Source organism: Chryseobacterium joostei (assembly GCF_003815775.1).
In the GTDB taxonomy this organism is placed as follows: domain Bacteria; phylum Bacteroidota; class Bacteroidia; order Flavobacteriales; family Weeksellaceae; genus Chryseobacterium; species Chryseobacterium joostei.
Genome location: NZ_CP033926.1, coordinates 111953 through 136039, shown reverse-complemented (window position 1 = coordinate 136039; position 24087 = coordinate 111953). Strand labels below are relative to the sequence as shown.

Annotated in this window: 25 protein-coding genes and 1 tRNA gene; 6 read left to right on the top strand and 20 right to left on the bottom strand. The window is 34.8% G+C overall.

What is annotated here, in order from left to right; all coding sequences use genetic code 11:
- Window positions 1-87: 87 nt before the first annotated feature.
- The gene (locus tag EG359_RS00595; protein WP_123867230.1) at window positions 88-279 is read right to left on the bottom strand and encodes a cold-shock protein; all 192 of its coding nucleotides are present in this window, start codon (window positions 277-279) and stop codon (window positions 88-90) included.
- Between the two features lie 974 nt (window positions 280-1253).
- Window positions 1254-1338, bottom strand: a tRNA-Ser gene (locus EG359_RS00590).
- A 454-nt stretch (window positions 1339-1792) separates the two neighbouring features.
- Between EG359_RS00590 and EG359_RS00585 the strand changes: the two genes are divergently transcribed.
- Entirely contained in the window at window positions 1793-2647 is an 855-nt protein-coding gene (locus EG359_RS00585) for a pepsin/retropepsin-like aspartic protease family protein (RefSeq protein WP_076354335.1), read from the top strand.
- A 67-nt stretch (window positions 2648-2714) separates the two neighbouring features.
- Here the strand turns inward: EG359_RS00585 and EG359_RS00580 are convergent, their stop codons facing one another.
- The 3 genes from EG359_RS00580 to holA form a co-directional block, all read right to left on the bottom strand.
- Complete coding sequence (locus EG359_RS00580; protein ID WP_076354333.1) at window positions 2715-3092, bottom strand: VOC family protein; 378 nt, start codon at window positions 3090-3092, stop codon at window positions 2715-2717.
- 367 nt (window positions 3093-3459) lie between these two features.
- Window positions 3460-4401 carry a thioredoxin-disulfide reductase gene (trxB, locus tag EG359_RS00575; protein ID WP_076354331.1) on the bottom strand — a complete coding sequence of 314 codons (942 nt, stop codon included), beginning with the start codon at window positions 4399-4401 and terminating at the stop codon, window positions 3460-3462.
- Between the two features lie 270 nt (window positions 4402-4671).
- Window positions 4672-5709: a DNA polymerase III subunit delta gene (gene holA, locus EG359_RS00570; protein WP_076354329.1), complete on the bottom strand. Its 1038-nt coding sequence runs from the start codon at window positions 5707-5709 to the stop codon at window positions 4672-4674.
- Window positions 5710-5716: 7 nt separating this feature from the next.
- Here holA and EG359_RS00565 point away from each other — a divergent pair, with 7 nt between their 5' ends.
- The 3 genes from EG359_RS00565 to EG359_RS00555 all read left to right on the top strand — a co-directional run bounded on the left by EG359_RS00565 (window position 5717) and on the right by EG359_RS00555 (window position 7774).
- Window positions 5717-6148, top strand: coding sequence for a type I restriction enzyme HsdR N-terminal domain-containing protein (locus EG359_RS00565; RefSeq protein WP_076354326.1), 432 nt, complete (start codon window positions 5717-5719; stop codon window positions 6146-6148).
- Between the two features lie 90 nt (window positions 6149-6238).
- On the top strand, window positions 6239-6850 hold the full coding sequence (locus EG359_RS00560; protein WP_076354324.1) for an HAD family hydrolase: 612 nt from the start codon (window positions 6239-6241) through the stop codon (window positions 6848-6850).
- 180 nt (window positions 6851-7030) lie between these two features.
- The gene (locus EG359_RS00555) at window positions 7031-7774 is read left to right on the top strand and encodes a dienelactone hydrolase family protein (protein ID WP_076354311.1); all 744 of its coding nucleotides are present in this window, start codon (window positions 7031-7033) and stop codon (window positions 7772-7774) included.
- Between the two features lie 90 nt (window positions 7775-7864).
- On the opposite strand, the gene EG359_RS00550 is transcribed toward EG359_RS00555, so the two are convergent.
- From EG359_RS00550 to EG359_RS00520, 7 genes are all read right to left on the bottom strand, one after another.
- The gene (locus EG359_RS00550; RefSeq protein WP_076354309.1) at window positions 7865-8248 is read right to left on the bottom strand and encodes a PEGA domain-containing protein; all 384 of its coding nucleotides are present in this window, start codon (window positions 8246-8248) and stop codon (window positions 7865-7867) included.
- Window positions 8249-8540: 292 nt separating this feature from the next.
- On the bottom strand, window positions 8541-8912 hold the full coding sequence (locus EG359_RS00545) for a cupin domain-containing protein (protein ID WP_076354306.1): 372 nt from the start codon (window positions 8910-8912) through the stop codon (window positions 8541-8543).
- Entirely contained in the window at window positions 8909-9436 is a 528-nt protein-coding gene (locus EG359_RS00540) for a GNAT family N-acetyltransferase (RefSeq protein ID WP_076354303.1), read from the bottom strand. The genes EG359_RS00545 and EG359_RS00540 overlap by 4 nt, the downstream gene beginning before the upstream one ends.
- Before the next feature lie 3 nt (window positions 9437-9439).
- A complete protein-coding gene (locus EG359_RS00535; RefSeq protein WP_076354389.1) occupies window positions 9440-10042 on the bottom strand; it encodes a DUF2911 domain-containing protein in 603 nt (200 codons plus the stop codon).
- Between the two features lie 29 nt (window positions 10043-10071).
- Window positions 10072-10584 carry a methylated-DNA--[protein]-cysteine S-methyltransferase gene (locus tag EG359_RS00530; protein ID WP_076354300.1) on the bottom strand — a complete coding sequence of 171 codons (513 nt, stop codon included), beginning with the start codon at window positions 10582-10584 and terminating at the stop codon, window positions 10072-10074.
- A gap of 42 nt (window positions 10585-10626) precedes the next feature.
- On the bottom strand, window positions 10627-11175 hold the full coding sequence (locus EG359_RS00525; protein ID WP_076354298.1) for a DinB family protein: 549 nt from the start codon (window positions 11173-11175) through the stop codon (window positions 10627-10629).
- 120 nt (window positions 11176-11295) lie between these two features.
- Window positions 11296-11814 carry a Crp/Fnr family transcriptional regulator gene (locus EG359_RS00520; RefSeq protein ID WP_076354296.1) on the bottom strand — a complete coding sequence of 173 codons (519 nt, stop codon included), beginning with the start codon at window positions 11812-11814 and terminating at the stop codon, window positions 11296-11298.
- A gap of 149 nt (window positions 11815-11963) precedes the next feature.
- On the opposite strand from EG359_RS00520, the gene EG359_RS00515 reads away from it, so the two are divergent.
- Together EG359_RS00515 and EG359_RS00510 are read left to right on the top strand one after the other, a co-directional pair.
- Window positions 11964-12737 carry a hypothetical protein gene (locus EG359_RS00515; protein WP_228435049.1) on the top strand — a complete coding sequence of 258 codons (774 nt, stop codon included), beginning with the start codon at window positions 11964-11966 and terminating at the stop codon, window positions 12735-12737.
- Between the two features lie 29 nt (window positions 12738-12766).
- Complete coding sequence (locus tag EG359_RS00510) at window positions 12767-13774, top strand: hypothetical protein (RefSeq protein WP_076354292.1); 1008 nt, start codon at window positions 12767-12769, stop codon at window positions 13772-13774.
- A gap of 205 nt (window positions 13775-13979) precedes the next feature.
- On the opposite strand, the gene EG359_RS00505 is transcribed toward EG359_RS00510, so the two are convergent.
- The 8 genes from EG359_RS00505 to carB all read right to left on the bottom strand — a co-directional run bounded on the left by EG359_RS00505 (window position 13980) and on the right by carB (window position 24075).
- On the bottom strand, window positions 13980-14678 hold the full coding sequence (locus EG359_RS00505; RefSeq protein WP_084180414.1) for an alpha/beta hydrolase: 699 nt from the start codon (window positions 14676-14678) through the stop codon (window positions 13980-13982).
- Complete coding sequence (locus tag EG359_RS22780; RefSeq protein WP_084180412.1) at window positions 14675-15034, bottom strand: alpha/beta hydrolase-fold protein; 360 nt, start codon at window positions 15032-15034, stop codon at window positions 14675-14677. The genes EG359_RS00505 and EG359_RS22780 overlap by 4 nt, the downstream gene beginning before the upstream one ends.
- Window positions 15018-16286: a PepSY-associated TM helix domain-containing protein gene (locus EG359_RS00495; RefSeq protein WP_076354290.1), complete on the bottom strand. Its 1269-nt coding sequence runs from the start codon at window positions 16284-16286 to the stop codon at window positions 15018-15020. Before EG359_RS00495 ends, EG359_RS22780 begins: the two co-directional genes overlap by 17 nt.
- 272 nt (window positions 16287-16558) lie before the next feature.
- The gene (locus EG359_RS00490) at window positions 16559-18733 is read right to left on the bottom strand and encodes a TonB-dependent siderophore receptor (protein ID WP_076354288.1); all 2175 of its coding nucleotides are present in this window, start codon (window positions 18731-18733) and stop codon (window positions 16559-16561) included.
- Between the two features lie 215 nt (window positions 18734-18948).
- A complete protein-coding gene (locus EG359_RS00485; RefSeq protein ID WP_076354286.1) occupies window positions 18949-19449 on the bottom strand; it encodes a hypothetical protein in 501 nt (166 codons plus the stop codon).
- 157 nt (window positions 19450-19606) lie between these two features.
- The gene (locus EG359_RS00480; RefSeq protein WP_076354284.1) at window positions 19607-19978 is read right to left on the bottom strand and encodes a hypothetical protein; all 372 of its coding nucleotides are present in this window, start codon (window positions 19976-19978) and stop codon (window positions 19607-19609) included.
- Window positions 19979-20107: 129 nt separating this feature from the next.
- Complete coding sequence (locus EG359_RS00475) at window positions 20108-20566, bottom strand: hypothetical protein (RefSeq protein ID WP_076354282.1); 459 nt, start codon at window positions 20564-20566, stop codon at window positions 20108-20110.
- A 326-nt stretch (window positions 20567-20892) separates the two neighbouring features.
- On the bottom strand, window positions 20893-24075 hold the full coding sequence (carB, locus tag EG359_RS00470; RefSeq protein WP_076354280.1) for a carbamoyl-phosphate synthase large subunit: 3183 nt from the start codon (window positions 24073-24075) through the stop codon (window positions 20893-20895).
- Between the last annotated feature and the right edge of the window lie 12 nt (window positions 24076-24087).

Genomic DNA, 24087 nt, shown 5'->3' with positions numbered 1-24087 from the left:
CGATTGGTACACCAAAAAAAAAAAGCAGATAACATAAGTGTTATCTGCTGATTTTAACATCAAGAAAGCTTAAGCTTTCTACTGAATTTATGCTACTCGTACATTAACTGCGTTAATGCCTTTTTTACCGTTCTCTAAATCGAATGTTACAGTGTCATTTTCGCGTATATCATTAATTAAACCTGATGTATGTACGAAAATATCCTGACCTCCATTTGATGGTGTAATAAAACCAAAACCTTTGGCGTCATTAAAGAATTTTACTGTTCCTTGTTGCATTGTATTATATTATAAAATTATGTATTAAAACTATTTTGGCACGTGCCATTGCCTTATTGATACTAATAGTATCAAAGCAATTAATCGATCTGTAAACAAAAAATGAAGTTGGTATTTTTATCGTATTGAATATATTCAATTTGAAAAAGGAACTTTACCTGATATGTTGATGACAAAAATAGCGGCTGAAAAGGCGAAGACTGAGAAGAAAGAGTAAACTCGAAAGTTTCAGAAAAAGCGATGGCAGAAGCCTGATTATTCTACAAATATAAACATAAATTATTGAAAAACAAAATATTTTACATTTATAATATATTCCTTGATTAAAATATCTGGTAAAAATATATAGTGATATCTAAAATATTTCTTTCCTAAAGCTCTATTGAGCACCATACAGCGGATTCAAAAAAACTTCTCTATTACTAATCTAGAAATACTCTTCTACAACACATATTTTGAAAACGTAACAAGAGGAAGAACCACTATTATGTATGAATATGCCAATCATAATTACGGAGGATTTGTCGGAGATTTAAAAATCCCAACTTGGATAATATTAATGATTGATGAGCATTTTTAAAATTTATTCAAAATGAGCCAAATTTGGAGAAATAGATAACTTTTGAACATTGCTTAGAAAAGAAAAGAACAGGATTCCCTTGAGAAAAAAATAGTAATCAGAAACAAAAAGAAAATACAAAGAAATTTCACAACTGAGGTTTAATGTAAATTAAAGTAATTTTCACTTGCCTTTTTAGTCCCAATAAAAAGGAAAAAGCAAGTTTAAAAACCGAAAAATTAACAAAACTTCTATGAAAAATAATTTTGATAAAATTAAAAAACTTTCGAAGTATTAACCCTAAAAATTTACTAAATGTGATAATCACTATCTGTTATATAAAAAATATAGGGAATAGAGCTTTAATAAAACAAAAAAAACCTACTGATAATCAGTAGGTTTTCATTTGTTTCTGCGGAGAGTGAGGGATTCGAACCCCCGGACCTGTTACAGTCAACAGTTTTCAAGACTGCCGCAATCGACCACTCTGCCAACTCTCCCTAAACCCCGATTATATCGTTGTTTTCAGTGGTGCAAATATAGAACGATTTTTAATTTCTGCAAAACTTTTAGAGAACAAATTTTAACAAAACTTAATAATAGACTAGAAATCAAGGGAATTATTTTTCATTAATTTTAAATTCGACAGGTATTGAGTAAGTCAAATCTGCCGTCAATAAAGAGTTTTTGTGTAAAAACAATCTTTACCTCTTCCTAAACTCCCTCCTACCACTTATGAGAGACCTAATATTTTACACAATGCTGATTGGAAAATTGCAAGTCCTCAACTGTACTAAAAAATGCAATACATTACATAACGCAAAAAACCTGTATTTGAGTTAAATTTTCACTACATACCATAAATACAGATATACAACAGGTTCAAAGGAATACGTTATATTTGCAAGGTTCAGTATTCATGAGCATAACTAAAAACAATAACTATATTTTCAGATGTTTAATCAATCATTTATTAAAAGATCGGTTCTTACCGCATCAGTATTTCTATATTCTTCTGTGGCCTTGGCGCAAAAAAGCCCTTTAAATATATTGCCATCCGGACACCTGATTGTACAGGCCGAAGTGGAGGGCAAAAAAGGGAACTTTATTTTTGACACAGGTGGAGGTGTTAATCTTTTTTTGGAAAACTTTTCCAAGAACCTTGATCAAAAGGATTCCTATAATTTTTTGACCTCTTTTCGTGCTACCGGTGAAGAAATTACAGTTCCTATGTTTAAATCAAAAGAAATAATTTTTAATGGTAAAAAATTTAAAGATATCTGGTATGCCACCCACAATATGGAAATAAAGGGGATAGACGGGTTAATTTCTTTGGCAATGCTTTACGATACTGAATTCATTATAGATTATACCAATAAGGAAATTCTTTTTCCAAAGGAAAAATTGAGCGGAAATAAAGTATTGGATATACAACTGTCTACGAATGCAGATAAGTCATTGGATATTTCAACTTATGTTCTTGTTAACAATACATTTAAAATCAATGTTCTTTTAGATTCCGGAGCAGGTAATGATTCTTTTTGGCTGAGTGAGCGCCTTATGAGTACTTTGGGCATTAAAAAAGAAGATCTACAGCTTATTGAAAGGAAAAGTGAGTTTAATCCAGCAGTAACCAATAAGTTTTATAAGGGAAATGTGACTTCTGTCTCTAATTCGTTTGCGAAAGTTGAAAAACCTAATGTCTTTTTTGTTGAAGGATTGATTTATGAGGGCAAAACAAGTATTAACTGGCTTGGTAAAAAGCTAGGATTCAATCTTAAGGATAAGAAAATATATATTTTGGATTAATTATTAGTCCTAAAATCAAAAAACTGCTTCTTTTCAGAAGCAGTTTTTATTTGGGTTAATTTGAGTACTACTCTCCTGCAGGCTCAAATAATTCAATTTTATTCCCCTCAGGATCCATGATGTGAACAAATTTCCCGTATTCATAGGTAGCAATTTCATCCAGAATTGTAACACCCTCTTTTTTTAATTCTTCTACCAGTGCTTCGATATTTTCTACATGGTAATTAATCATAAAATCTTTGGATGACGGTTCAAAATATTGGGTAGAGTCTTTAAAAGGACTCCATAATGTATATCCTTTTTTATCAGAATCTACTTCTTTCCAATCAAATTTGGCTCCGTATGGGCTGGTTTCTACTCCAAGGTGGGTTTTATACCATTCATTTACGGTTTCTGGTTCTTTACACTTAAAGAAGATTCCTCCGATAGCAGTTACTCTTTTCATTTTTTATTCGTTTTTGTTCAGTTTATATAAAATGGAATGCAAATCTATTTTGATTTGCAGTTTCACAAATATATTAATGTTTCTATAACACATCTTACGAATTGAACAATAACATTTACACTTATACCATATCTATAGTTGAAAAAGCGTAAAGGTGCAAAGATTTTATCTAAGATAAAATTGAACATTGTACACTGTTAAAACTCTCGCAGATTTTGGATATTAAGCAGATGTTTATGGAAAAATCAGCGACATCTGCTATATCTGCGAGAAAATTAAATAAAGATTAAAAACTTTGCGCCATTGAAATTCTCCAACAAAAAAAGCGCACCCATTGGGCACGCTTTATATTATTTAAGACTGAATATTAGTGTAATTCAGCTAAGTATTTCTCAGCATCCATTGCAGCCATACATCCGCTTCCTGCAGCTGTAATAGCTTGTCTGTAGATGTGGTCCTGAACATCCCCCGCAGCAAATACTCCCGGAAGATTAGTTCTTGTAGAACCTTTTTCAGTTAAGATATATCCGTTTTCATCAAGATCTACCTGACCTACAAAGATATCTGTGTTTGGTTTATGACCGATAGCAATAAAGATTCCTTCAACATCCACTTTAGAAGTTTCCTGAGTTTGATTATTGATGATCACGGCTCTTTCTACCAAGCTGTTTTCTCCTTCAATCCCGATCAATTCATGGTGGAATTTCACTTCAATATTCGGTGTGCTTTCTACTCTGTGGATCATTGCTTTTGAAGCTCTGAAAACATCTTTTCTCACCAACAATGTTACCTTTCTGCATAATTTAGCCAAATAAGTAGCTTCTTCAGCTGCTGTATCTCCTGCTCCTACTACCACAACGTCTTTTCCTCTGTAGAAAAATCCATCACATGTAGCACAAGCAGAAACTCCGCCTCCTGCATATTTTTTCTCATCCTCAAGACCTAGATATTTTGCTGTAGCTCCTGTAGAAATAATTACTGATTTTGCAAGGAGCTCTTTGTTTCCTGCATAAAGTTTGTGAACTCCGCCAACTTCCTTAGAAAATTCAGCTTTAGTGATCATTTCGTAATGAACCTTGGTTTCAAATCTTTCTGCTTGTTTTTGCAGATCCATCATCATTTCAGGACCTGTAATCCCTGCCGGATACCCTGGAAAGTTATCAACCTCAGTAGTTGTAGTTAATTGTCCACCCGGCTCCAAACCTGTATATAATTCAGGTTTCAAGTCTGCTCTTGCTGCATAGATGGCAGCTGTGAAACCAGAGGGTCCGGATCCAACGATCACACAATCTAAAATGTTTTGCTCCATAATCTATTTGTTCAAAAAGATTTAATTAAATTAAGACTGCTAATTTCGTAATTTTTACTGTCTTTCTAAAGTTATTTTAATGATAGTTGTCAATATCAGATATGCAGATTGTCAATGAATAGGTAACGTGCAGAATTTCTGTCTTGTAAGAATTACATTTAGAGATCAAAGGTATATCCAAATCCAAGCTGATATATTTCTACCCGGCTTATAACTATTTTTTCGAAATACTACTTCTGTTTTGACATCTTCAAAGTTTAAGAAAACACCTTAAACCTTCATCTTAATTTTATCTACATTGATAATCTTATATACCAGTTCCTTAATCAGTTCTGTTTCTCCCATATTTACGGCTCCAAGACCTTTTCCTTTCATATCAAATTCCCTTAGAATAGAAATCACTCTTGTAGCATGTTTTAAAGGATAAAGTCTTGCACTTTCTGCATAATCCTTAATGAAATATGGGTTCACTCCCATTTGGGAAGCAATAGTCTGTGGCGACTGCCCTGCCATGGTATGATAAATAATAACGTTTGAAAAATAATTGTAAAGGCTTGCCAGCATCATTACAAAAGGGTTGTTTTTGGGATTCTTACCCATAAAATGAGCAATTTTAAAGGCGGCATTGGCATTCTTTGTTCCCAAAGCCTTTTGAAGCTCAAAAATATTATACTCCTTACTGATTCCGATATGGTTTTCAATAATAGTTCCGTCCAGAATTTCTCCTTCTCTAAGGATGATCTTCAGTTTATTCAGTTCATTGGCAATTCTTGAAAGGTCATTTCCTAAATATTCTGCCAGAAGATGAGAAATATTGGGAGCGGTCTTTATTTTAAGCTTTATACACTCATCAGCAATCCATTTGGGAAGATTACTTTCCTTTACAGATTCGCTCAGGAAAAGAGCCTTGGCTTTATCCAGAGCTTTGGCAGCTTTTTTTCTACTGTCCAGTTTTTTATGTTTGTGAGCAAAAACCAATACCGTAGAAGGAACAGGATTTTCAACATAGGACTCCAGAATTCTGTTTTCATCTTCATTCAATTTCAGGTCCTGAGCTTCCTTCACAATGATTACCTGTTTATCCCCCATCATCGGAAATTGTCTGGCCAGGGAAAGAACTTCCTGATAAGAGGTATCTTTTCCGTAAGTAACTGTCTGGTTAAAGGCCTTTTCATCCTCTTCCAAAAAGTTATGTTCAAGGGCTTTTACGGCAACATCAATAAAGTAGGCTTCTTCTCCATGGAAAAAATAAATAGGTAAAACTTCTTTATTTTTAATATTTTTGAGGATTAAATCTAATTCTTTCATCTTATTAATGGAACTTCCAAAACTGAATTTTCAGGAAACTTTTGATTTTAAATTCAAGAAAGACAAAGATAAGTTTTTTATTTATGATTTGGTTCGTAAAACTTATCTTCTGCTCACTCCTGAGGAATGGGTAAGGCAGCACTGGATACATTATTATCTTACTGTAAAATCCTACTCTACATCGGCATTAATCACCGAAAAAAAGATTGTCCTGAATGGCTTAACCAAGAGAATAGACCTTTTGGTTACTGAAAAAACAGAGCCTGTTATTCTGATTGAATGTAAGGCTCCCCAGATTAAATTAACCGAAAAAACATTTGAACAAACTGCCAGATATAACTCCATCATTGGCGCTAAAGAAATCGTACTAACGAATGGCTTACAGCACATCAATGCATCTTATGAAGATGAGCAATATGTATTCTACAAACCTAAATAAAGATTAAGATAATAGTAAATCTAAGATTTTATGGACGTGCTATAAAACGCTCCAGATAATTAGTAACCAAATTTAATAGTAAAAGTTAAGATGAAAATAAAAAACATAATATTCGATTTCGGAGGGGTTCTGATGGATTGGAATCCCAGATATTTCTTTAGGGACTATTTCAAGGATGATGAAAAAATGGAATACTTCCTTGAAAACATTGCACAGGACGAATGGAACATTGAACAAGACAGAGGAAGAACTTTAGCAGAAGGAACTGAAATTCAAGTGAAAAAATTTCCTGAGTGGGAAAAGGAAATCCGTGCTTATTATGATAACTGGACCGTTATGCTGAAAAGCGATATTCCTCAAAATGTTGAAGTCTTACGCAAGTTAAAGAATACGGATTATCATTTATTCGGATTGACGAACTGGTCTGCAGAAACATTCCCTTATGCGTTAGAAAATTATGATTTCTTCCAGATTTTTGATGGGAAAATTGTGGTTTCCGGAACCGAAAAGCTTATTAAGCCGGATCCTAAAATTTGGTACGTACTGCTAGAGAGATACAATATTCAGGCAAATGAATCTGTTTTTATTGATGATAATCCTAAGAATATTGAAATGGCACAATCTCTGGGCTTTGAAACCATTCAGGTTACTCCTGAGACCAATCTTGAACAGGAACTTGCCGGGCTAGGCATCAAACTGTAAAATATTCTATATCTAAAATATAAAAATCCTCAATTAAGTTATTTTCGTAATTTAGTTGAGGATATTTTTATTGATATGAATATCATTTTACTTTTACTACTATTGACATTTGCTAGTTTTAAGGCTCAAAATAGTAAACATCAGCGTAGAATTACTTAAACCCATTACAAAATAAAAAATATGATACGTTCAATTTTATTAACCACATTTCTCATGGCTTCAGGAACAATATTCAGTCAAAATCTTAAAACGGTTTCCTATAAGGATGGCGCACAAAATCTGAATGGTTTAATTACTTCCAACGCAGGGAAAAAACTTCCCGGTGTTTTGATTCTTCCAGCCTGGAAAGGGATTGATCAGGAGGCAAAAACCGCTGCTATTGAACTTGAAAAACAAGGGTATATCGCTTTTATTGCTGATATTTATGGTGAAGGTAAAATTCCTGCTGACAATGAAAGTGCAGCTAAAAGTTCAGGATACTACAAGCAGAATTACGCGGAATATCAAAAAAGAATTTATCTTGCTCTGGAGCAACTGAAGAAAAATGGTGCTATTTCTGACAAAACAGCGGTCATTGGATATTGCTTTGGAGGAACGGGTGCTTTAGAATCTGCAAGAGGCAATTTACCCGTAGTGGGAGTAGTTTCTATTCACGGAAGTCTGGGAAGAGATCAAAGCAGAAAAAATGAAAAATTAAATGCTAAGATTTTGATTGAAAATCCTGCTGATGATAAAAGTGTAACGCCTGATGATTATAATAACCTCATCAAGGAAATGAACGACGGGAATGCCGACTGGCAGATCATTACCTATGCTCATTCCAAGCATACCTTTACAGATCCTAAATCACCGGATTATAATGAGGTAATGGCTAAAAGGGCCTGGAATCACACACTTCTGTTTTTGAAAGAAATACTGAAGTAAATTCAATAAAAGTGTATCAGTTTTACAATGTGCCAATGTTGTGGTGTAAATCATTCATTGACACATTGCTATATCGGTAAATACTTACTATTATTGCTGTTTTGCTTCTAGCTCAACTTCATATTTTTTAGAAGAATATTTCGTCAAAGAACCTGTTGCAGCATCAATTCCTACCCCTATTGCTCCGCCAAAAAGAATGTTCAGTAACGTTACCGGATTAAATTTCTTGTCCAGCTTAACTTCCTCACTGTTAAACCCTTCTTTTTGAAATGTAACGGTTTGTTTACTCAATGATCTTGGGATCTTTGTGGTACAAGGTGTTACACACTTTTCAAGACCTTTATGAAATACGGTAGCTCCCTCAGGGTTGGAGGTAAACGTAATTGGGTCTTGCGTTCCGGTAAACATAGTAGCACAAGAAGTTGTAGAAAGTGTAATGCCAAGGAATAATACAGCTGATAATTTGTTTTTCATATATTAATTTAAGTATGCTGAATAATTTTCAGCGCGCGAACTTACAAAATAATTAATGACAACGGGCATTAACAGGCAATAATATCTTCGACTAAAATATAACTGACTGATATTTAAAATATTTTTTTGATCATTTTAATCAAAATATTGCATTCAGTCTTAAAAACAAAAAACTACCTCAAAAGTGAGATAGTTTTTTTATTGTTCTATTGTATTACAGCGAGAACACCGCCAATATTCTTTTGAAAAATCGGCCTCGCATTCAGGATAAATTTGTGTACCCATACATATGTTAATCTATACATTCTTCTTCCCTGTTCACCAGTTCCATAGAAAAGGCAGGAAGACAAATAGCAAGGTATTCACAAGGATCTGAAAACGGGTTACTGTAACGGATTCTTGCTCCTTTTTCAATAAGGATGCTGCTCCCTTTTTCAAGTATTACAATCTCACCATCTATTTCAAACTGTTTTTTTCCTGAAATGATATAAGTAAACTCATCAAATTCAGGGGTCTGATGTGGCTCACTCCAATCAGGCGGGGCTACCATATGAGCGATGGAAACATTAGAATTTCCGGTAGAGTTTCCCCAATGCTCTTCAATCAGCTTTCCGTCTGTAGTAGGAACTACGAATGGAGATTGCTGGATTTTATATTTTTTCATTTCCAGTCTTCTTTTTTAATTTCGTATACAAAATTAGTTCTTGTGGGTTCTGCAAAATAAGCTACTTCCTCTTCTGCTATTTTCACTCCTCCAAGTCTTTCTAATGCAGTCTGCGAACGGAAATTCTCCTTTCCAATATGAAAATGAACCTTTTCTACAAACTGAAAAATATAATCCAACATCAGTTTTTTAACTTTTGGATTAATTCCTTTCCCCCATGATTTGGTTCCATAGAATGTATACCCAATGAAAATATGGCTGTCATTTTCATCAAAATTGTAATAACGGCTACTTCCCAGAACATCTCCGGTTGCTTTTTCAATGATTTTAAAAGCACCTTCACTTTCGATGGCACCTCTGAAAAAATTTTCAAAAACTTCTCTCTGATAACGATCCTTGTTAGGATGCTGCTCCCATACTTTAGGATCCGATGCTACTTCATATAAAGATTCAAAATCCCCTTGCTGTAAGGGGATTAATTGAAATTCTTCATTCTCTAAAACGGGCTGAACAGAAAAATTCATTATTTAGCTCTTTTTAGTAGAATCTGATTCTATTTTCTTGATTTCTTTCAATTTGTCCGAAATCTTGATGACAGTGTCTAATTTTGATGGCTTCAAAGGAACTTCTGCCTGAGCCATATCCCATTTAATCACTAGGTTTCCTGTATTTTCGTCTGTAGGATTCAGGGTAATTTCAAACCACTCCTGCTTGTCTGTTAGCTTATTAACCGGTACAGTAACATCAACTACGTCCTGTTTAGGATCGTAAGTGTAAGCTCCCCATTGTTGGAAATCCTTGTTCAGGATTACTTTCCATTCTTTTTCTGTAGGAACGATGAATAATCCGTATGTTCCTGCAGGAACTGTTTTCCCACCGAAATTAACGGCTTGTCCGAATGTAATTTTCGTAGACGAGTTAGCTCCTGCTCTCCAAACCTGGCCATAAGGAACCAATTCTCCGAAGATCTTACGTCCTTTCACTCCCGGTCTTCCGTAATCGATGGAAATCTTAGACATTGAAAACTGCTGCTCAACTTTCTGACGCGGACTTGCTGCCGGTACAGAGTAGTCTTGTGCAAAAGTGAATACTGAAACTGAAATGCAAACTGCTGCTAATAACTTTTTCACGTGTAAATTTTTGTTTAAAATTACAAAAATCAAAACAAAATAGCTTTCTCTAACTCCAATAATTTTTGTTTTCTCCAGATTCCGCCTGCATAGCCCACCAATTCACCATTGGATCCAATCACCCGATGGCACGGAATTAAAATAGCAATCTTATTAATGCCATTGGCTGTTCCTACAGCACGTATTGCCTTGGGATTACCAAGAAATTCTGACTGTTGCTTATAGGTTCTGGTCTCTCCCATCGGAATCTCGCGAAGAAGCTGCCATACCTTTTCCTGAAACTCTGTTCCTGTAGTAAATAAGGGAACTTCAAAATGACCTCTTTTACCATCAAAATATTCTGTAAGTTCTTCTTCCAACTGCTTAAAATGGAGGTGTTCTTTTTGTACAATTTCAGCGTTCAATGCCTTTGATAAAGATTTGAACTGTTTCTCCATATTCTTCCGGTCTGTAAATTCCAGAAGGCAGATACCTTGGTCTACGGCACACGCTATCATCTCTCCCAATGGAGTTTGTATTGTTTTTTGGTATATGATTTCCATCAATATAAAATTAGTGTTTTTTGGAATTCATATTCGCTGCTTTTAAATATTATTCAAAATTCTTTCTACCTGGGCTATGTGCCTCTCATTATGATAAATAACAAAACGGAAAGTGTCGCCTAATTTTAAAGTGATTAATTTAGAAATACTGATGGCTGTTTTTGTTTTTTCCAAATCAATGTGCTGAGCTTTTTCCAATAGTTCCAGTAAAAGTTGCTGCTGTTTAACAAATTCATTCAAAACATCCTTATTCAATTGGCTATGGATAGGATTCATTGCTTTTAGGGTCTTCATCTTGTTCAGTTTTTCCTTGGGAAGCATGCTTTTAGCAAAATAGTTCCCTAAAATCCCTGGTTTGAAAGTGGCTTGGGGGGAAGTGGCGGAAGAAGATATTCTGTGACTGATTTCCGGAATGTAAAAATCTCCGTAGCGGTTAAGGTGTTCCAGACATTCCAATACACTCCAGCTGTCTGTAGAGATTCTGAAGTTTAATTCATTTTCCGGCTTTTGCAAAAGTGTTTGGGCATATTGTAAATGATTTTCGGTTCTATCTTTTAACTCTTCTAATAATTGTGTGGTTGAAATTTTCATCTGTTTATTTTTACATTTTTAAAAGGAAAATGGAACTGAGCATATCATTACGGTATATTATTCCATTGTTGCTTTTTATGCAAATTTCAGAATTGACAGGTTCTTAAATATTGATTGAACTCAAGATTTTTTGAGCCTGGACAAGGTTTCCGGAGACATTCTGAGATAATTGGCAATATATTTATTGGGGACTTCCTGAAATAGCTTTGGGCTTCGTCTTAATACTCTTTCTAATCGCTCTTTTGGTGAATTGATCAACAGATCTTTCTCTCTTTCAAGCTGCTGTAATACGAGATCTTCTAAAGTGTGCATCCAAAATTTCATATGCTCTTCATGAGATTGAATAAATTCATAGAAATCCTTTTTTGAAGCCACTTTTACTGTTGTTTTCTTTATTGCCTGAATATAAAGATCCGATGGTTTTCCTGAAAGAAAAGAATCCAGAGAAACAATTATATTCTCTGTATAGCCAAAACGGATGATCCTTTCTTCATTTTCATCCATCATGAAGATCCTTACACTTCCTTTTTCTATAAAATAAATAGAAGTATCCGTACTTCCTGAAGTCTTCAGAAATTCATTTCGCTTGAATTCCTTAGGTAACCAATGAATTCCACTTTGAAGTAATTTTTCAATCATTTCGCTTTATTATTTGGTGTTCCAAAGATAATGGGTAATTTTAATGGTTTAAACACTCATCACGAATAATGCTCAAAAAGATCAGTCTTTTATTTCTGTTTTCCATCGGGTTTTCCATTGTGAAAGCTCAAAAAACCATCCCCTTTCGGATGACAAAATATAATAATATTATTGTAAAAACGCTTGTTAACGAAAAAGATTCTTTGAATCTTATGTTTCAGATTGCCATGAAAGATGGTTCTCTTTCTCCGGAACGAAAGCAAAAAGCTGATCATATCATTTTCAATAAGGATAAAATAAGTGATCATAATACGATCAATATTGGAACTCTACACTGGAAAGATATTCGTTTTTTTGATAATGAATTAACGGGCCATGAAGCAGATGGAAAGATTGGAACAGGGCTTTTTGAAAGAAAGATTTTCAAAATTGATTATGATAACAACCAGTTTGTTATTTATGATAAAATCCCTGACCTTACAGGATTTCAACCGGTTAAAATTCTTATGAACCAACAGGCTTTTTATATTTCAGGGGATAATATCATTGACGGAGATCAACAACAAGAAGCTTATTTTTTACTCCAATCCGGATATTCTGGAGGAGTTTTATATAGTAATGAATTTGCCGAAAAACACCAATTAAATGATAAACTGAAGATTTCAGGAGAAAAAACACTCAAAAATTCAAGTGCAGAAAAATTGGTAATTAAACAAGGTGTTCTTCCTTTTTTTAAGCTTGGTAATTTCGTTTTTAAAGATGCGTCTGTTGGATTTTTCACAGGAGAATTGAAAACACAGAACACCAGTTATTTTGGGGCTGATATGCTCCGTAGATTCATCTGGATCTTTGATGCAGATAAAGAAATGGCCTATATTAAACCAAGTAAATACTATTCAGAACCCTATTATAAGATCAATTAAAACTTACGATATTCAAAAAAATCTTAATAATGAAAGTTAATACAGCCTTAGTGCTTTTATCGTTACCACTGATTATTATCAGTTGTAAAAAAGATGAAAAACAACCTGTTCAGAATCAAAACAATGTACCAAGTGATTCTACAAAAACAGTAGCGAAGAAAGAAGATGAAATAGATTTTAAGAATTTTCACATTTTCAATGTTTCTACCATGCAGCGTAATGAGCTGATGGACACCTTTATCTCTGTATCTGATATTTACAGTGATTCTCAATCTGTTCCGGCTGATATCCTTAAAAAGCAAAAAGAACTTCCTTTTGATAAGCTTTCTTATCTTGAGCTGGATGAGCAGCACAAGCAAAAGATGCTTGCAGGAATTCACCTCACTGAAAATGACTCTTTGTATCTTTACAACTATGGGTCTAATAAGCTGCAAAAACTTCCTGTACGTCAGTTAAAAGCCGTTGCCTATTTATCTCCTTACACCACTGAAGGGGAAGAAATTGATGCAGGTTCTTATATGCTGGGCTTCCAGATTGACAGCCAGAAAAGCAATGAGATTTTTGATAAGTATGCGAACGTTGTTGCTTATTTTGGAAACAAGAATCCATTTGTAGAAAATAAGATGAAGATGATTAAATGGGAAAAAGCAGGAACTGATGTTCAGAAAAAATATTTCTCGGGTTCTAAGCTTAGATATGGGGGTACTTTCCAGGCTAAATATGACAACATGACTTATTATGTGCAGGATCTTCTTGAAGAGTATGGAACCCAGGAACGTAAACTATTGGTCATCAATGATCAGAATGAAAAAATATTTGAAAAAACCTTTTCCATGGATGATGGCACAGAATTCAATCCTCTTGAGAAAATGGAAAATGATGAAGCCCATAATTATGCACAATGGACCGGTCATCTTTTTAAAGGAAAAGCTCCTGTAGTCTTTGGTTTCATTTCTCCATCTTTTGGTTGCCCTGTCATTACATTTATAGATAAGGAAAAGACCGAGCTGAGTGTTAATTGTGACAATAGACATTAATCAGACAAAAAAAGAAAAGATCATGGGGTAGACTTTAACTACCTAGCTAAAATCTATACTTTTTTCTTAAAAAAATACATAAAACATCAAAAAAGCAAATCTGTACTATTTACAGATTTGCTTTTTTATTATCGCCTTAAAAATTATGGGGCAGATTGAATAATACCAATCTACCCCACTTTCCATCCTATTTATAGCATTTCAATTATTTAATCTTAGGATAAAGCTTGTTTTTCAGGTTTATGAAATAGGCTTCGGACTGTTTAAAGTCGTTGCTTTTCATGAACTTAAGAACTACATTCAGATAGGCTTCTGACGGAGTAAATTCCGCACCCATTTTCCCAGAGAACTTTTTATAGTCTTCTTCCAGTAAGCCCGGATTTTTGGCAAGCTGCTTAATATCTGTTCGGAACCCTTTAAATATAAACTTTAAGGCTTCATAATTCCCCGGATATGAAACTGTTCCATGTACTTCTCCCTCAAAAAAGTGGTGCTTATAGTTCAGAGTTCCGTTTTTCTCTACAATTCCCTTAAATTCTTCAATGGCTTGTGTCATATCTGAGTTCCAGTTTTTCTGTTGTTCTTCATTGTCGGCCTGAGAGACATAGAGGGATTTATTGGCAGGAAATTTCTTATTCTTTTCCAAATAATCTTTTGTTCTTGAGATGGTAACTTTATTATCCCACCATAAGCTTGGATCATTGGCTACATAGGCATTAAAGTAATCCGGATAGGCAAGGAAAACATTGATGGCAAAAAGACCACCGAATGAGTGTCCCACCAACACAGAATAATCCTGAGTTCTATAGTTTTTACTGATAAACGGTTTTAGTTCTTCCTGCATGAATTTTACAAAATTTTCACTTCCCCCACTGTCAGCAAAAAGGGTTATATTAGGATTCACAGGACTTTTTTTCCAGCCTTTGTAGGGGTAAGATCCCTTGTTCGTTCTGTATTTTTAATTCCTACAACGATACACTCCGGAATATCTGCATAGGGAGTTCTTGCTATAAAATCTGCCATCCCTGTGTAATATTCAAAGTTGATCTCTCCGTCTAAAAGATAGATTACGGGATACTTTGCGGGGCTTATTGTATGATCATTATAGGTTTTTGGAAGATGAACTGAAATTTCTCTGTTTTCATTTAAAATCTTTGAAAATAGAGTTTGTTTCTCTCCTATTACAATTTTTTCCTGTGCATTCCCAAGTGTAAAGAATGAAAATAGAGATAGATATAAAATTTTAAACCAATTGTTCATGGTGTGATTCTTTTCTGTATTGATGAATATTATTAATTTCTTTTCCTTTTTTAGTTGACTTATTTCGTCTTCCCCACCAGATCAGGAATCCGGTAACCGGAAGACTGGTACAGATAATTCCGATGACGAATGTGAAGATTTTCCCAAACATTCCGCCCCAATAGCCTACATGCAGATCGAAATTCATGTGTTCAATCACTTCATGCATCTGAACCTCCTTCGGATAGTTGATTTCATCTCCCGTATATTTACTGACTTCTTTACTTTTCCCGTCAGAAATGCTTTTTAAACCTATAAACTTAGCGGCAATCACATTGTAAACCGTCGTGGAATCTTTTCGTGGGACACTCATTCTGATCTGCTTTGCCTGAGGGATTTCTTTAAAACCTCTGTCAATAAAGTCAGTAAAAGACAACGCCTTTTTATCAGGATCAAATTTAGGTTCATACTTTTCTGCAATCTTATGAGGGTCTGCAACTCCTCCGAAAGCTTCCTGAGTAAGGTCTGTTAAAACCTTATAGGCCATAATTAATCCTGTAATGGTAATAAATACTGCCGGTAATAATGAATAGAATCCGAAGACATTATGAAAATCATAGTTTTTTCTACGCCATTTTGTTCCTGATTTAATTTTAAATGCGGTAGTTCTCGTTGTTTTGTTCCATTTTTTTGGCCACCAAAGAATCAGACCGCCAATCAATTGAACAAAAAAGATGATGGATGCTACTCCCACCACTGTTTTCCCGAATTTACCAGCCAATAATTGAGCATGAATGTGAGCGACCACGTAGAAAAATTCATAGCTTTTGGTAGAACCCATCACTTTTCCTGTGTATGGATCAAGATAATGATAAGCGAAAACTCCTCTTGGGCCTCGTTCTTTTGGTTTTGCTGCTTTATCTGCATTTTTATCCTTAGGTGGTTTGGTTGCCGATGCTACCCTAAAAGTTCTGTTTGCTTCCTTATAGGTATCAAAGTAAAAAGCTTTTCTGTCCGGAACCTGCTGATGAAATTGTGCCAACAGCTGTTCGGGTGACATTTTTTTTGCGTTGGCCGGAGCCTGAACGTATTTTGCACTTCCACCGCACAAGTCAATGATTTCATCACAGAAGACAAATACAGTTCCTGAAAGTGTTACAGTAAGCACAATGATTCCGGAAACTAGCCCGAGCCAGAGATGCAGCCATCCTGTGATTCTTTTGGTGAGAGACTTTCCCTGTTTTTTCTTTGTATTAGTTTTTTTGTTTTCCATATCCAGTTTTGTAAATAATTTCAAAAGTAACCGATCACTAAAAGATTGATGTATGCCGGATATACGCAAAGAAGTTAAAAAGTATTAATAACATTGAGTTATAAGATGCAAGAATCTGAAATTGATCAAATTTATGAATGCGTGTTAAAAATCTAATTATTAAAAGTATTTGATTTTCTTACACCTTAAAAACGTTATAATCATCTCAACGGCTTTGCGTTCTCCAGCACATAGTTATTTTGAAAAAATATTTTTTTTGTTTTTAAGTTTTTTTAAAATTTGAATGCGAAATTGGCAAGAATTTCTCTTGGTTTCTGTGGCTGGCCATAGAAGTTCCAGTACATCTCATTCAAGGCATTGTTCATCTTCAAACCGATTCTGTATTTTTTCTTGTCATAGAAAATAGTGGCTCCCACGGAAGTGTATGAAGGTGCCAGAAAATGGTTTCCAATGTTGATATACGTTTTATCGACAAAATTAAATCCTGCCCCTAAACCAAGCCCTTCAAAAGCTCCATTCATTATTTTATAACTCGTCCAGAAGTTGGCCACATGCTTAGGCGTCCATGCACTTCTTTTTCCTGCATCTTTGCTTCTGTCATCAAATTTATTGTCGTTATAACCATAACCGGCAACAATATTCCATCCCTTAACAGGATTTGCTACAAGATCTATCTCAAAACCTTGGTTTTTGATATTTCCATCTTGAATATAAAGTCCGGTAATTCCTGATGGATCAGCAATCAGACGATTTTTAATTCTCATGTTATAATAACTTACCGTGGTTAAAAGTTTTTTTCCAAATAAATCAACTTTAAAACCTGCTTCAAACTGATTCCCTTGTTCTGGTTTATATTCAATGAAAGTGTTTCCTGATTTGTCTCTTGAATCCCTTGTAGGAGCTACGTTTTTAAAACCGTTTACATAATTTGCAAAGAATGAAATTTCATTTTTAACGATCTCATAAACTAAACCAAATTTCGGAGCAAATTGAGTTTGTGTGTATTCCCCCTTACCTTCTACCCCATTGGTAATGATATTGTTATTTTTATAGTTATCCATTCTTAAACTCGCCATCACCAATAGGTTATCTGTAATATTAAGAACGTCAGAGGCATATACGCTGAATGTACTGGATTGGGTAACATCGTAGTTTGTAGGTTTTATAAGGCTATTTGGATCGTTGGGAATTCTTTCCAGGTTTTCTACTAAACTTCTTGATATTGGCTGCCATGGTGAAGACTCGTTCAGCTTAATGGTGTCGTAGGGAGCAAAAACAGATCCTTTTGTGTCATCTTTTGAAGTCTTAAACATCCCATACTGATTTTTAGTGGTCTGCTGGTAGTAATCTAACCCTACCACCAGACGATTTCTAAGATTTCCTATTTTAAAGTCTCCTATAAAGTTCTGCTGAATATTATCTGTTGTAATTTTATAGCTGTCAAAAGGACGAATTCCTCTGCTTACCGTATTATTATCAATGTAACTTAATACAAGAAATATTGATCCGTTTTCATTAGCTTCACCTCTTTGATACGATGTTCTGGAAGTCCATTGCTCATTGAATTTATGGGTAACTTCAGCCATTGTTACAAAATTGGTTCTTTTTGATCCAATGTCGTTACTTGTAAATGATCTGTCATGTGCTCCTGCAAGGTCTTTCATAGAATGCAGTGTCAGTTTTTCAGATTGTCTTACAAAAGCATTCAGTGTTTTTTCCGGTGAATGAAACTCGGTATCCAATGTTACCGTTGTTTTATCGCTTACCTTGTATAAAATACTTCCTGAGAAAAACAGACCTTTGTTATATCCCGCATCCTGAAAAGAATCTTGAGAATAAGCTGCCACATTAAATCTCGCCAAGGCTGTTTTTTCTTTATTTAAAGGCGTATTTACATCTGCTGTAATTCTGTTCATTCCCCAACTTCCTGTCGTATAGTTGATGATTCCACCGAAGTTTTCCTGTGGTTTTTTGGTCACCACATTCACCACACCACCATAGTTTGCCAAGGTTCCTCCAAATAAGGTTCCTGATGGTCCTTTAATTACTTCTACTCTTTCAATATTGGCAATTTCCGACTGGACTCTTGGGTTTTGAGTCAATCCGTTTCTGAAGCTTGCATTAGAACTAAAACCTCTCAAAAAGACATCATTTCCACTGTCATTCACACTGTTACTTACTACCACTCCCGGCGCTGAAGCCATTGCCGTGTTGAAATCTGTAGCGCCCATTTCACTGATAATTTCTTTTGGGACCAGATTGTAAACGGTTGGATTTTCAAGGTTTTCCAGTGGAAGCCTTGCCACTGATTCGGATTTTTTGGTTCTGTAGTTATGAGTTCCCTGAAGTGATACGGACTGGATCTCAGCCACTTTTAGGGTATCACTTTCCTGTGCATAGAGCATGGTTACCGCCAATAAAGATGCAGAAATAATAGTTTTTTTCATTTTTATAATTAAGCTTGTGTTGCAAAATTAATTTATTTTTATTGATTCTAAATAAAAATATGACACAAATCATAAAATGTGTTAATGAAAAAAAGTCCATAAATAAAGGGTTTCCGAATAATCGAAAACCCTTTATCTCCTCAAAGTATGATATTTTTAGGTTGAATATCTACCTAAATACTTTACATTTTTCATAAAAATCAGCGCAAATTTTCTTATACTATTGCAGCGCTCATCATTGACATATAATAGTTGGCACAATGCAGTGAAGTCATCATTAATACTTCCTTATTGGATAAATTTTCAAAGGTGTCGGAGGTTATCATCTGATATTCATTACCCATTAAATTCCATTTAAAGTTTGGCTTCATAATCACCAATTCAGAACCTATTTTGTCTGTTAAAACAAATGATTCTTTAAAAATTCCTCTATGCTTAAAAACATAACTTTCTTTTACTCCATCAAAATAGGTCTGCACAATAATTTCTCCATTCCAGTTCATTCTGAATTTCAAGAGAACTTTTTCGCCATCTTTTAATTCAATAGTTGTTCCCCAAAATCCCTTTGGCTCTACCTGATAGCTTTTATAAGCCGCAATATCTATTATTGCATTAAACTTAAACCAATTCTTGTAAGAAAGCGTTCCTATTAATTTATCATCATTTGTAACTTCAAAATTCAAGGAATTGTTTGATTTTGCATAATATTCTGCCATGGTTATATTTTAATTTGGTGGAATTTTTATTAGTCTTTAAAAATAATAACAACCTGAATTTTAACGCTCTAATTTATAAATAATTCGGTAAAAATAAATGTATTTTTAAGCTGGTGTGATAAAAATACTTGATAATGAGTTGGGAGTTATGCTTTTTTCAATCAAGTTTTTCATAATAATGATTTGAATCTGCATTTAGAATAATCTTAGGTTTTTCAAAAAAACCATTTAAAAAATAGGTTTTATAAACAGCTGGCTGACCAAAATCTGTATAATGAAGTTCTATTTCAGGATTTAATCCATTATATAATTTATATGTACTCATTCCATAAAACTTACTTTTAAATGTATTGTCTTCATATAAAACTAAAGTATCAGCGGTATGAGGAGCTTCTACACAGCAAATTGGCTCATCAAAATTCATGTTAATATATTTTCCATAGATATCCTGCTTTTTTAATGGAAAATTGATATTGAGAATAAATACAACTCCTAATACAAAAGTGAGTGCAAAAAGTATTTTTTTCATAGAATAATTAAGAATGTCACGATATTATTTTTAATCGAAATATTTACTGCCCTAAATTATAGAATTTATATAGAAAAAACCTCATAGATTTCGGCGATCTATGAGGTTTAAATTATTTTCAGATCAATTTTATTCAATCTTTGTTAGTGTCATTGTTTCATCATGATCTATACTATCAGGCCGTTTCCCATTCATGTTTATCAGCATAAGGAATTTTGAATCGTTAACCGGAACGATAATTCCTAACAGTCTTCCTTTTTCCTGATTATCTTTTAATGCAATAAAATCAATCTCAATTGGCGTTTTATCTATATCAATTTTATATTTCAGTTCTCCTTTCTGTCCATTATTAGGACCTCCGTGGATGATAAAATTCTTGCCGTCAATCTCTTCCCCATTAATTGTAATGGATACATATCCATCTTTTGTAAAGCCTGCTTTGCCTTTACTCTTCCAGTAATCAATGGATTCCCAGCTTCCTACAATGTTAAACTGGGATTTTTGAGCTTTTGCCTGAAAACAAGCAATAAGAATGAACGCTATTACGCTTTTTAGAAAAGTCTGTTTTATTTTTAAATAAGAATTCATATTAAACGCCTAATTAATTTTAAAATCCAAAGCTGACGGATTCATTATAAATTGCTTTTGAGATGGGATAACTGTAATTGATCTTTATTAATTTTTTAGAGCCAGTCAGGTTTTAAATATAAAAATCAGTTAGTCAAGAACATTCTGCAAGTTCTATTATGAAAATAAAACTTAAAAATCCTATAGTAATTGACTTTATCCTCATTGTATTGAAGTTTAAATGGCTTTTGCAAAAGTAAACACAATTCTTTGTTTTCCCGGATTAATTGATAAAAAACCCCGCAAGAAAACTTACGGGGCTTATACTATTTATTTTGTATTCGAAATTACATCGTCTCCATTTTGAAGCTCATGCTTTCAATTACTTTTAAGATTGCTTCTACAGTATCCATTGACGTTAGACAAGGAACACCGTTTTCAACACTCATTCTTCTGATCTGGAATCCGTCTCTTTCAGCTTGCTTCCCCTTTGTAGTGGTATTCACAACATACTGAACTTTTCCTTTCTGGATCAGATCGATAAGGTTTACACTTTCTTCTCCTATTTTGTATCCGATTTTGCAAGGGATTCCTTTTTCTCCAAAGAATTTCGCTGTTCCTTCTGTAGCCCAGATTCTGAATCCTACTTCATGGAATCTTGCTGCTAAGTCAGCCGCTTCTTCTTTATGCTTATCTGCCACTGTGAAAAGGATAGATCCGTGCATAGGAACTTTTCTTCCTGCTGCTACAAGACCTTTGTAAAGCGCTTTTTCAAGGGTTGTATCTTTCCCCATAACTTCTCCTGTAGACTTCATTTCTGGTCCTAAAGAGATATCAACTTTTGTTAGTTTTGAGAAAGAGAATACCGGTACTTTTACAAAAACACCCTCTTTGTTTGGTACTAACCCGTCTTTATAGCCTAGATCTGCAAGTTTCTGACCTAAGATTGCTTTTGTAGCAAGGTTAGCCATTGGAACCTCTGTAATTTTGGATAAGAAAGGAACTGTTCTTGAAGAACGTGGGTTCACTTCGATTACATATACGTTTCCTTCAAAAAGTACGTATTGAATGTTCATCAATCCAATAACCTTAAGGCCTTTTGCCAGTCTTCTTGTATAATCTACTAAAGTATCAATTTCGCTTTGTGAAATATTCTGTGGCGGATATACTGCGATAGAGTCTCCGGAGTGAACTCCCGCTCTTTCGATATGCTCCATAATCCCAGGGATTACCACTGTTTCACCGTCGCAGATTGCATCTACTTCAATTTCCTTTCCTACCATGTATTTGTCAACCAAAACAGGGTGTTCAGGACTTGCATCTACTGCATTCTCCATATAGTGAGCCAGTTCTGCTTCTGCGTATACAATTTCCATTGCTCTACCTCCAAGAACGTAGCTTGGACGAACCAATACGGGATAACCAATTTCGTTGGCAATTTTTATAGCTTCTTCCTTAGAAGTGGATGTTCTTCCTTTTGGCTGAGGAATTCCCATCTCCTGCAGGGCTTTTTCAAATTTATCTCTGTTTTCAGCTCTGTCAAGGTCTTCCAGAGAAGTTCCCAGAATCTGTACTCCGTGAGAAGCCAATTTATCTGCAAGGTTAATTGCAGTTTGTCCTCCAAACTGAACCACCACTCCTTTTGGCTTTTCAAGATCGATGATATTCATTACATCTTCTTCTGTAAGAGGCTCGAAGTATAGTTTATCTGAGATTGAGAAGTCTGTGGAAACCGTTTCAGGGTTGTTATTGATGATGATTGCTTCGTACCCCATTTCTTTGATTGCCCAAACTGAATGAACTGTTGCGTAGTCAAATTCAACTCCTTGTCCGATTCTGATTGGCCCTGAACCTAGTACAATGATTTTTTCTTTATCTGAAACTACACTTTCGTTTTCTTCCTCGTATGTTCCGTAGAAGTATGGTGTTTCACTTTCAAATTCAGCAGCACAAGTGTCTACCATTTTGTAAACCGGCATCACTCCGTTTTCTTTTCTGAAGTTGAAAATTTCACGTTCTTTTACATCCCAAAGAACAGCAATGTTGATATCTGCAAATCCTAACTTTTTAGCTTGGATCAGCGTTTCTTTATCAAATTTATTTTCAGCAATTACTTTTTCGAAGTCAACTAGTTTTTTCAGTTTCCAGATGAAGAATTTATCAATTTTACTCCATTCTACAATCTGTTCCCAGTCGTAACCTCTTCTTAAGGCATCGCCAATGATGAATAATCTCTCATCATCACAAACTCTGATTCTTCTTTCGATTTCTTCAGCAGTAAGTGCCTGAGCTTGTTTTGTTTTTAATCCTAAGTGCTTGATTCCTGTTTCTAAAGAACGGATTGCTTTTTGTAAAGACTCTTCAAAGTTTCTTCCAATTGCCATTACTTCACCCGTTGCTTTCATTTGGGTAGAAAGTCTTCTGTCCGCAGTTTCGAATTTATCAAATGGGAATCTTGGGAACTTAGTTACCACATAATCCAGAGCAGGTTCGAAACATGCGTATGTTTTTCCTGTTACCGGGTTCATGATTTCATCCAGTGTTAATCCTACCGCAATTTTTGCAGCGATCTTTGCAATCGGATACCCTGTTGCTTTACTCGCCAGCGCTGATGAACGGGAAACTCTTGGATTCACCTCAATGATATAATATTCGAAAGAGTGTGGATCTAAAGCCAACTGTACGTTACATCCACCCTCAATTCCAAGGGCTCTGATAATTTTAAGAGAAGCATTTCTCAGTAACTGATACTCTCTGTCTGAAAGTGTCTGAGAGGGTGCCACTACAATTGAGTCTCCTGTGTGAACTCCTACAGGATCTATATTTTCCATGTTACAAACCACAATCGCATTGTCATTTGCATCACGCATTACTTCGTATTCAATTTCCTTGAAACCTGCGATTGATTTTTCAATAAGACATTGTGTAACAGGGCTGTATTTCAAACCAAGTTCAGCAATTTCCTTTAATTCTGCCTCTGTAGAAGCAATACCACCTCCGGTACCTCCCATTGTAAAGGCAGGACGAACAATTACAGGATAACCAATCTCATCAGCAAAGGCAATAGCTCCTTCTACTGTGTTTACAATATCAGACTCAGGAACCGGTTCGTTCAATTCTCTCATCAGTTCACGGAAAAGGTCTCTGTCTTCTGCTCTGTTGATTGCGGAAAGCTTGGTTCCTAATACCTCCACTTTACATTCTTCAAGAATTCCTGATTTTTCCAACTCAACCGCCATGTTCAGACCAGTCTGACCTCCAAGTGTTGGTAATAATGCATCCGGACGCTCTTTTCTGATGATGTGGCTTACAAACTGTAATGAAATCGGCTCGATGTATACTTTATCAGCGATTTCCACATCCGTCATGATTGTTGCAGGGTTTGAATTGATCAAAATTACCTTGTAGCCTTCTTCCTTTAAAGACAGACAAGCCTGCGTTCCTGCGTAATCAAATTCAGCTGCCTGACCAATAATGATAGGTCCTGAACCGATTACTAAAATTGTTTTTATATCTGTACGTTTTGCCATTTTTCTTTTTTT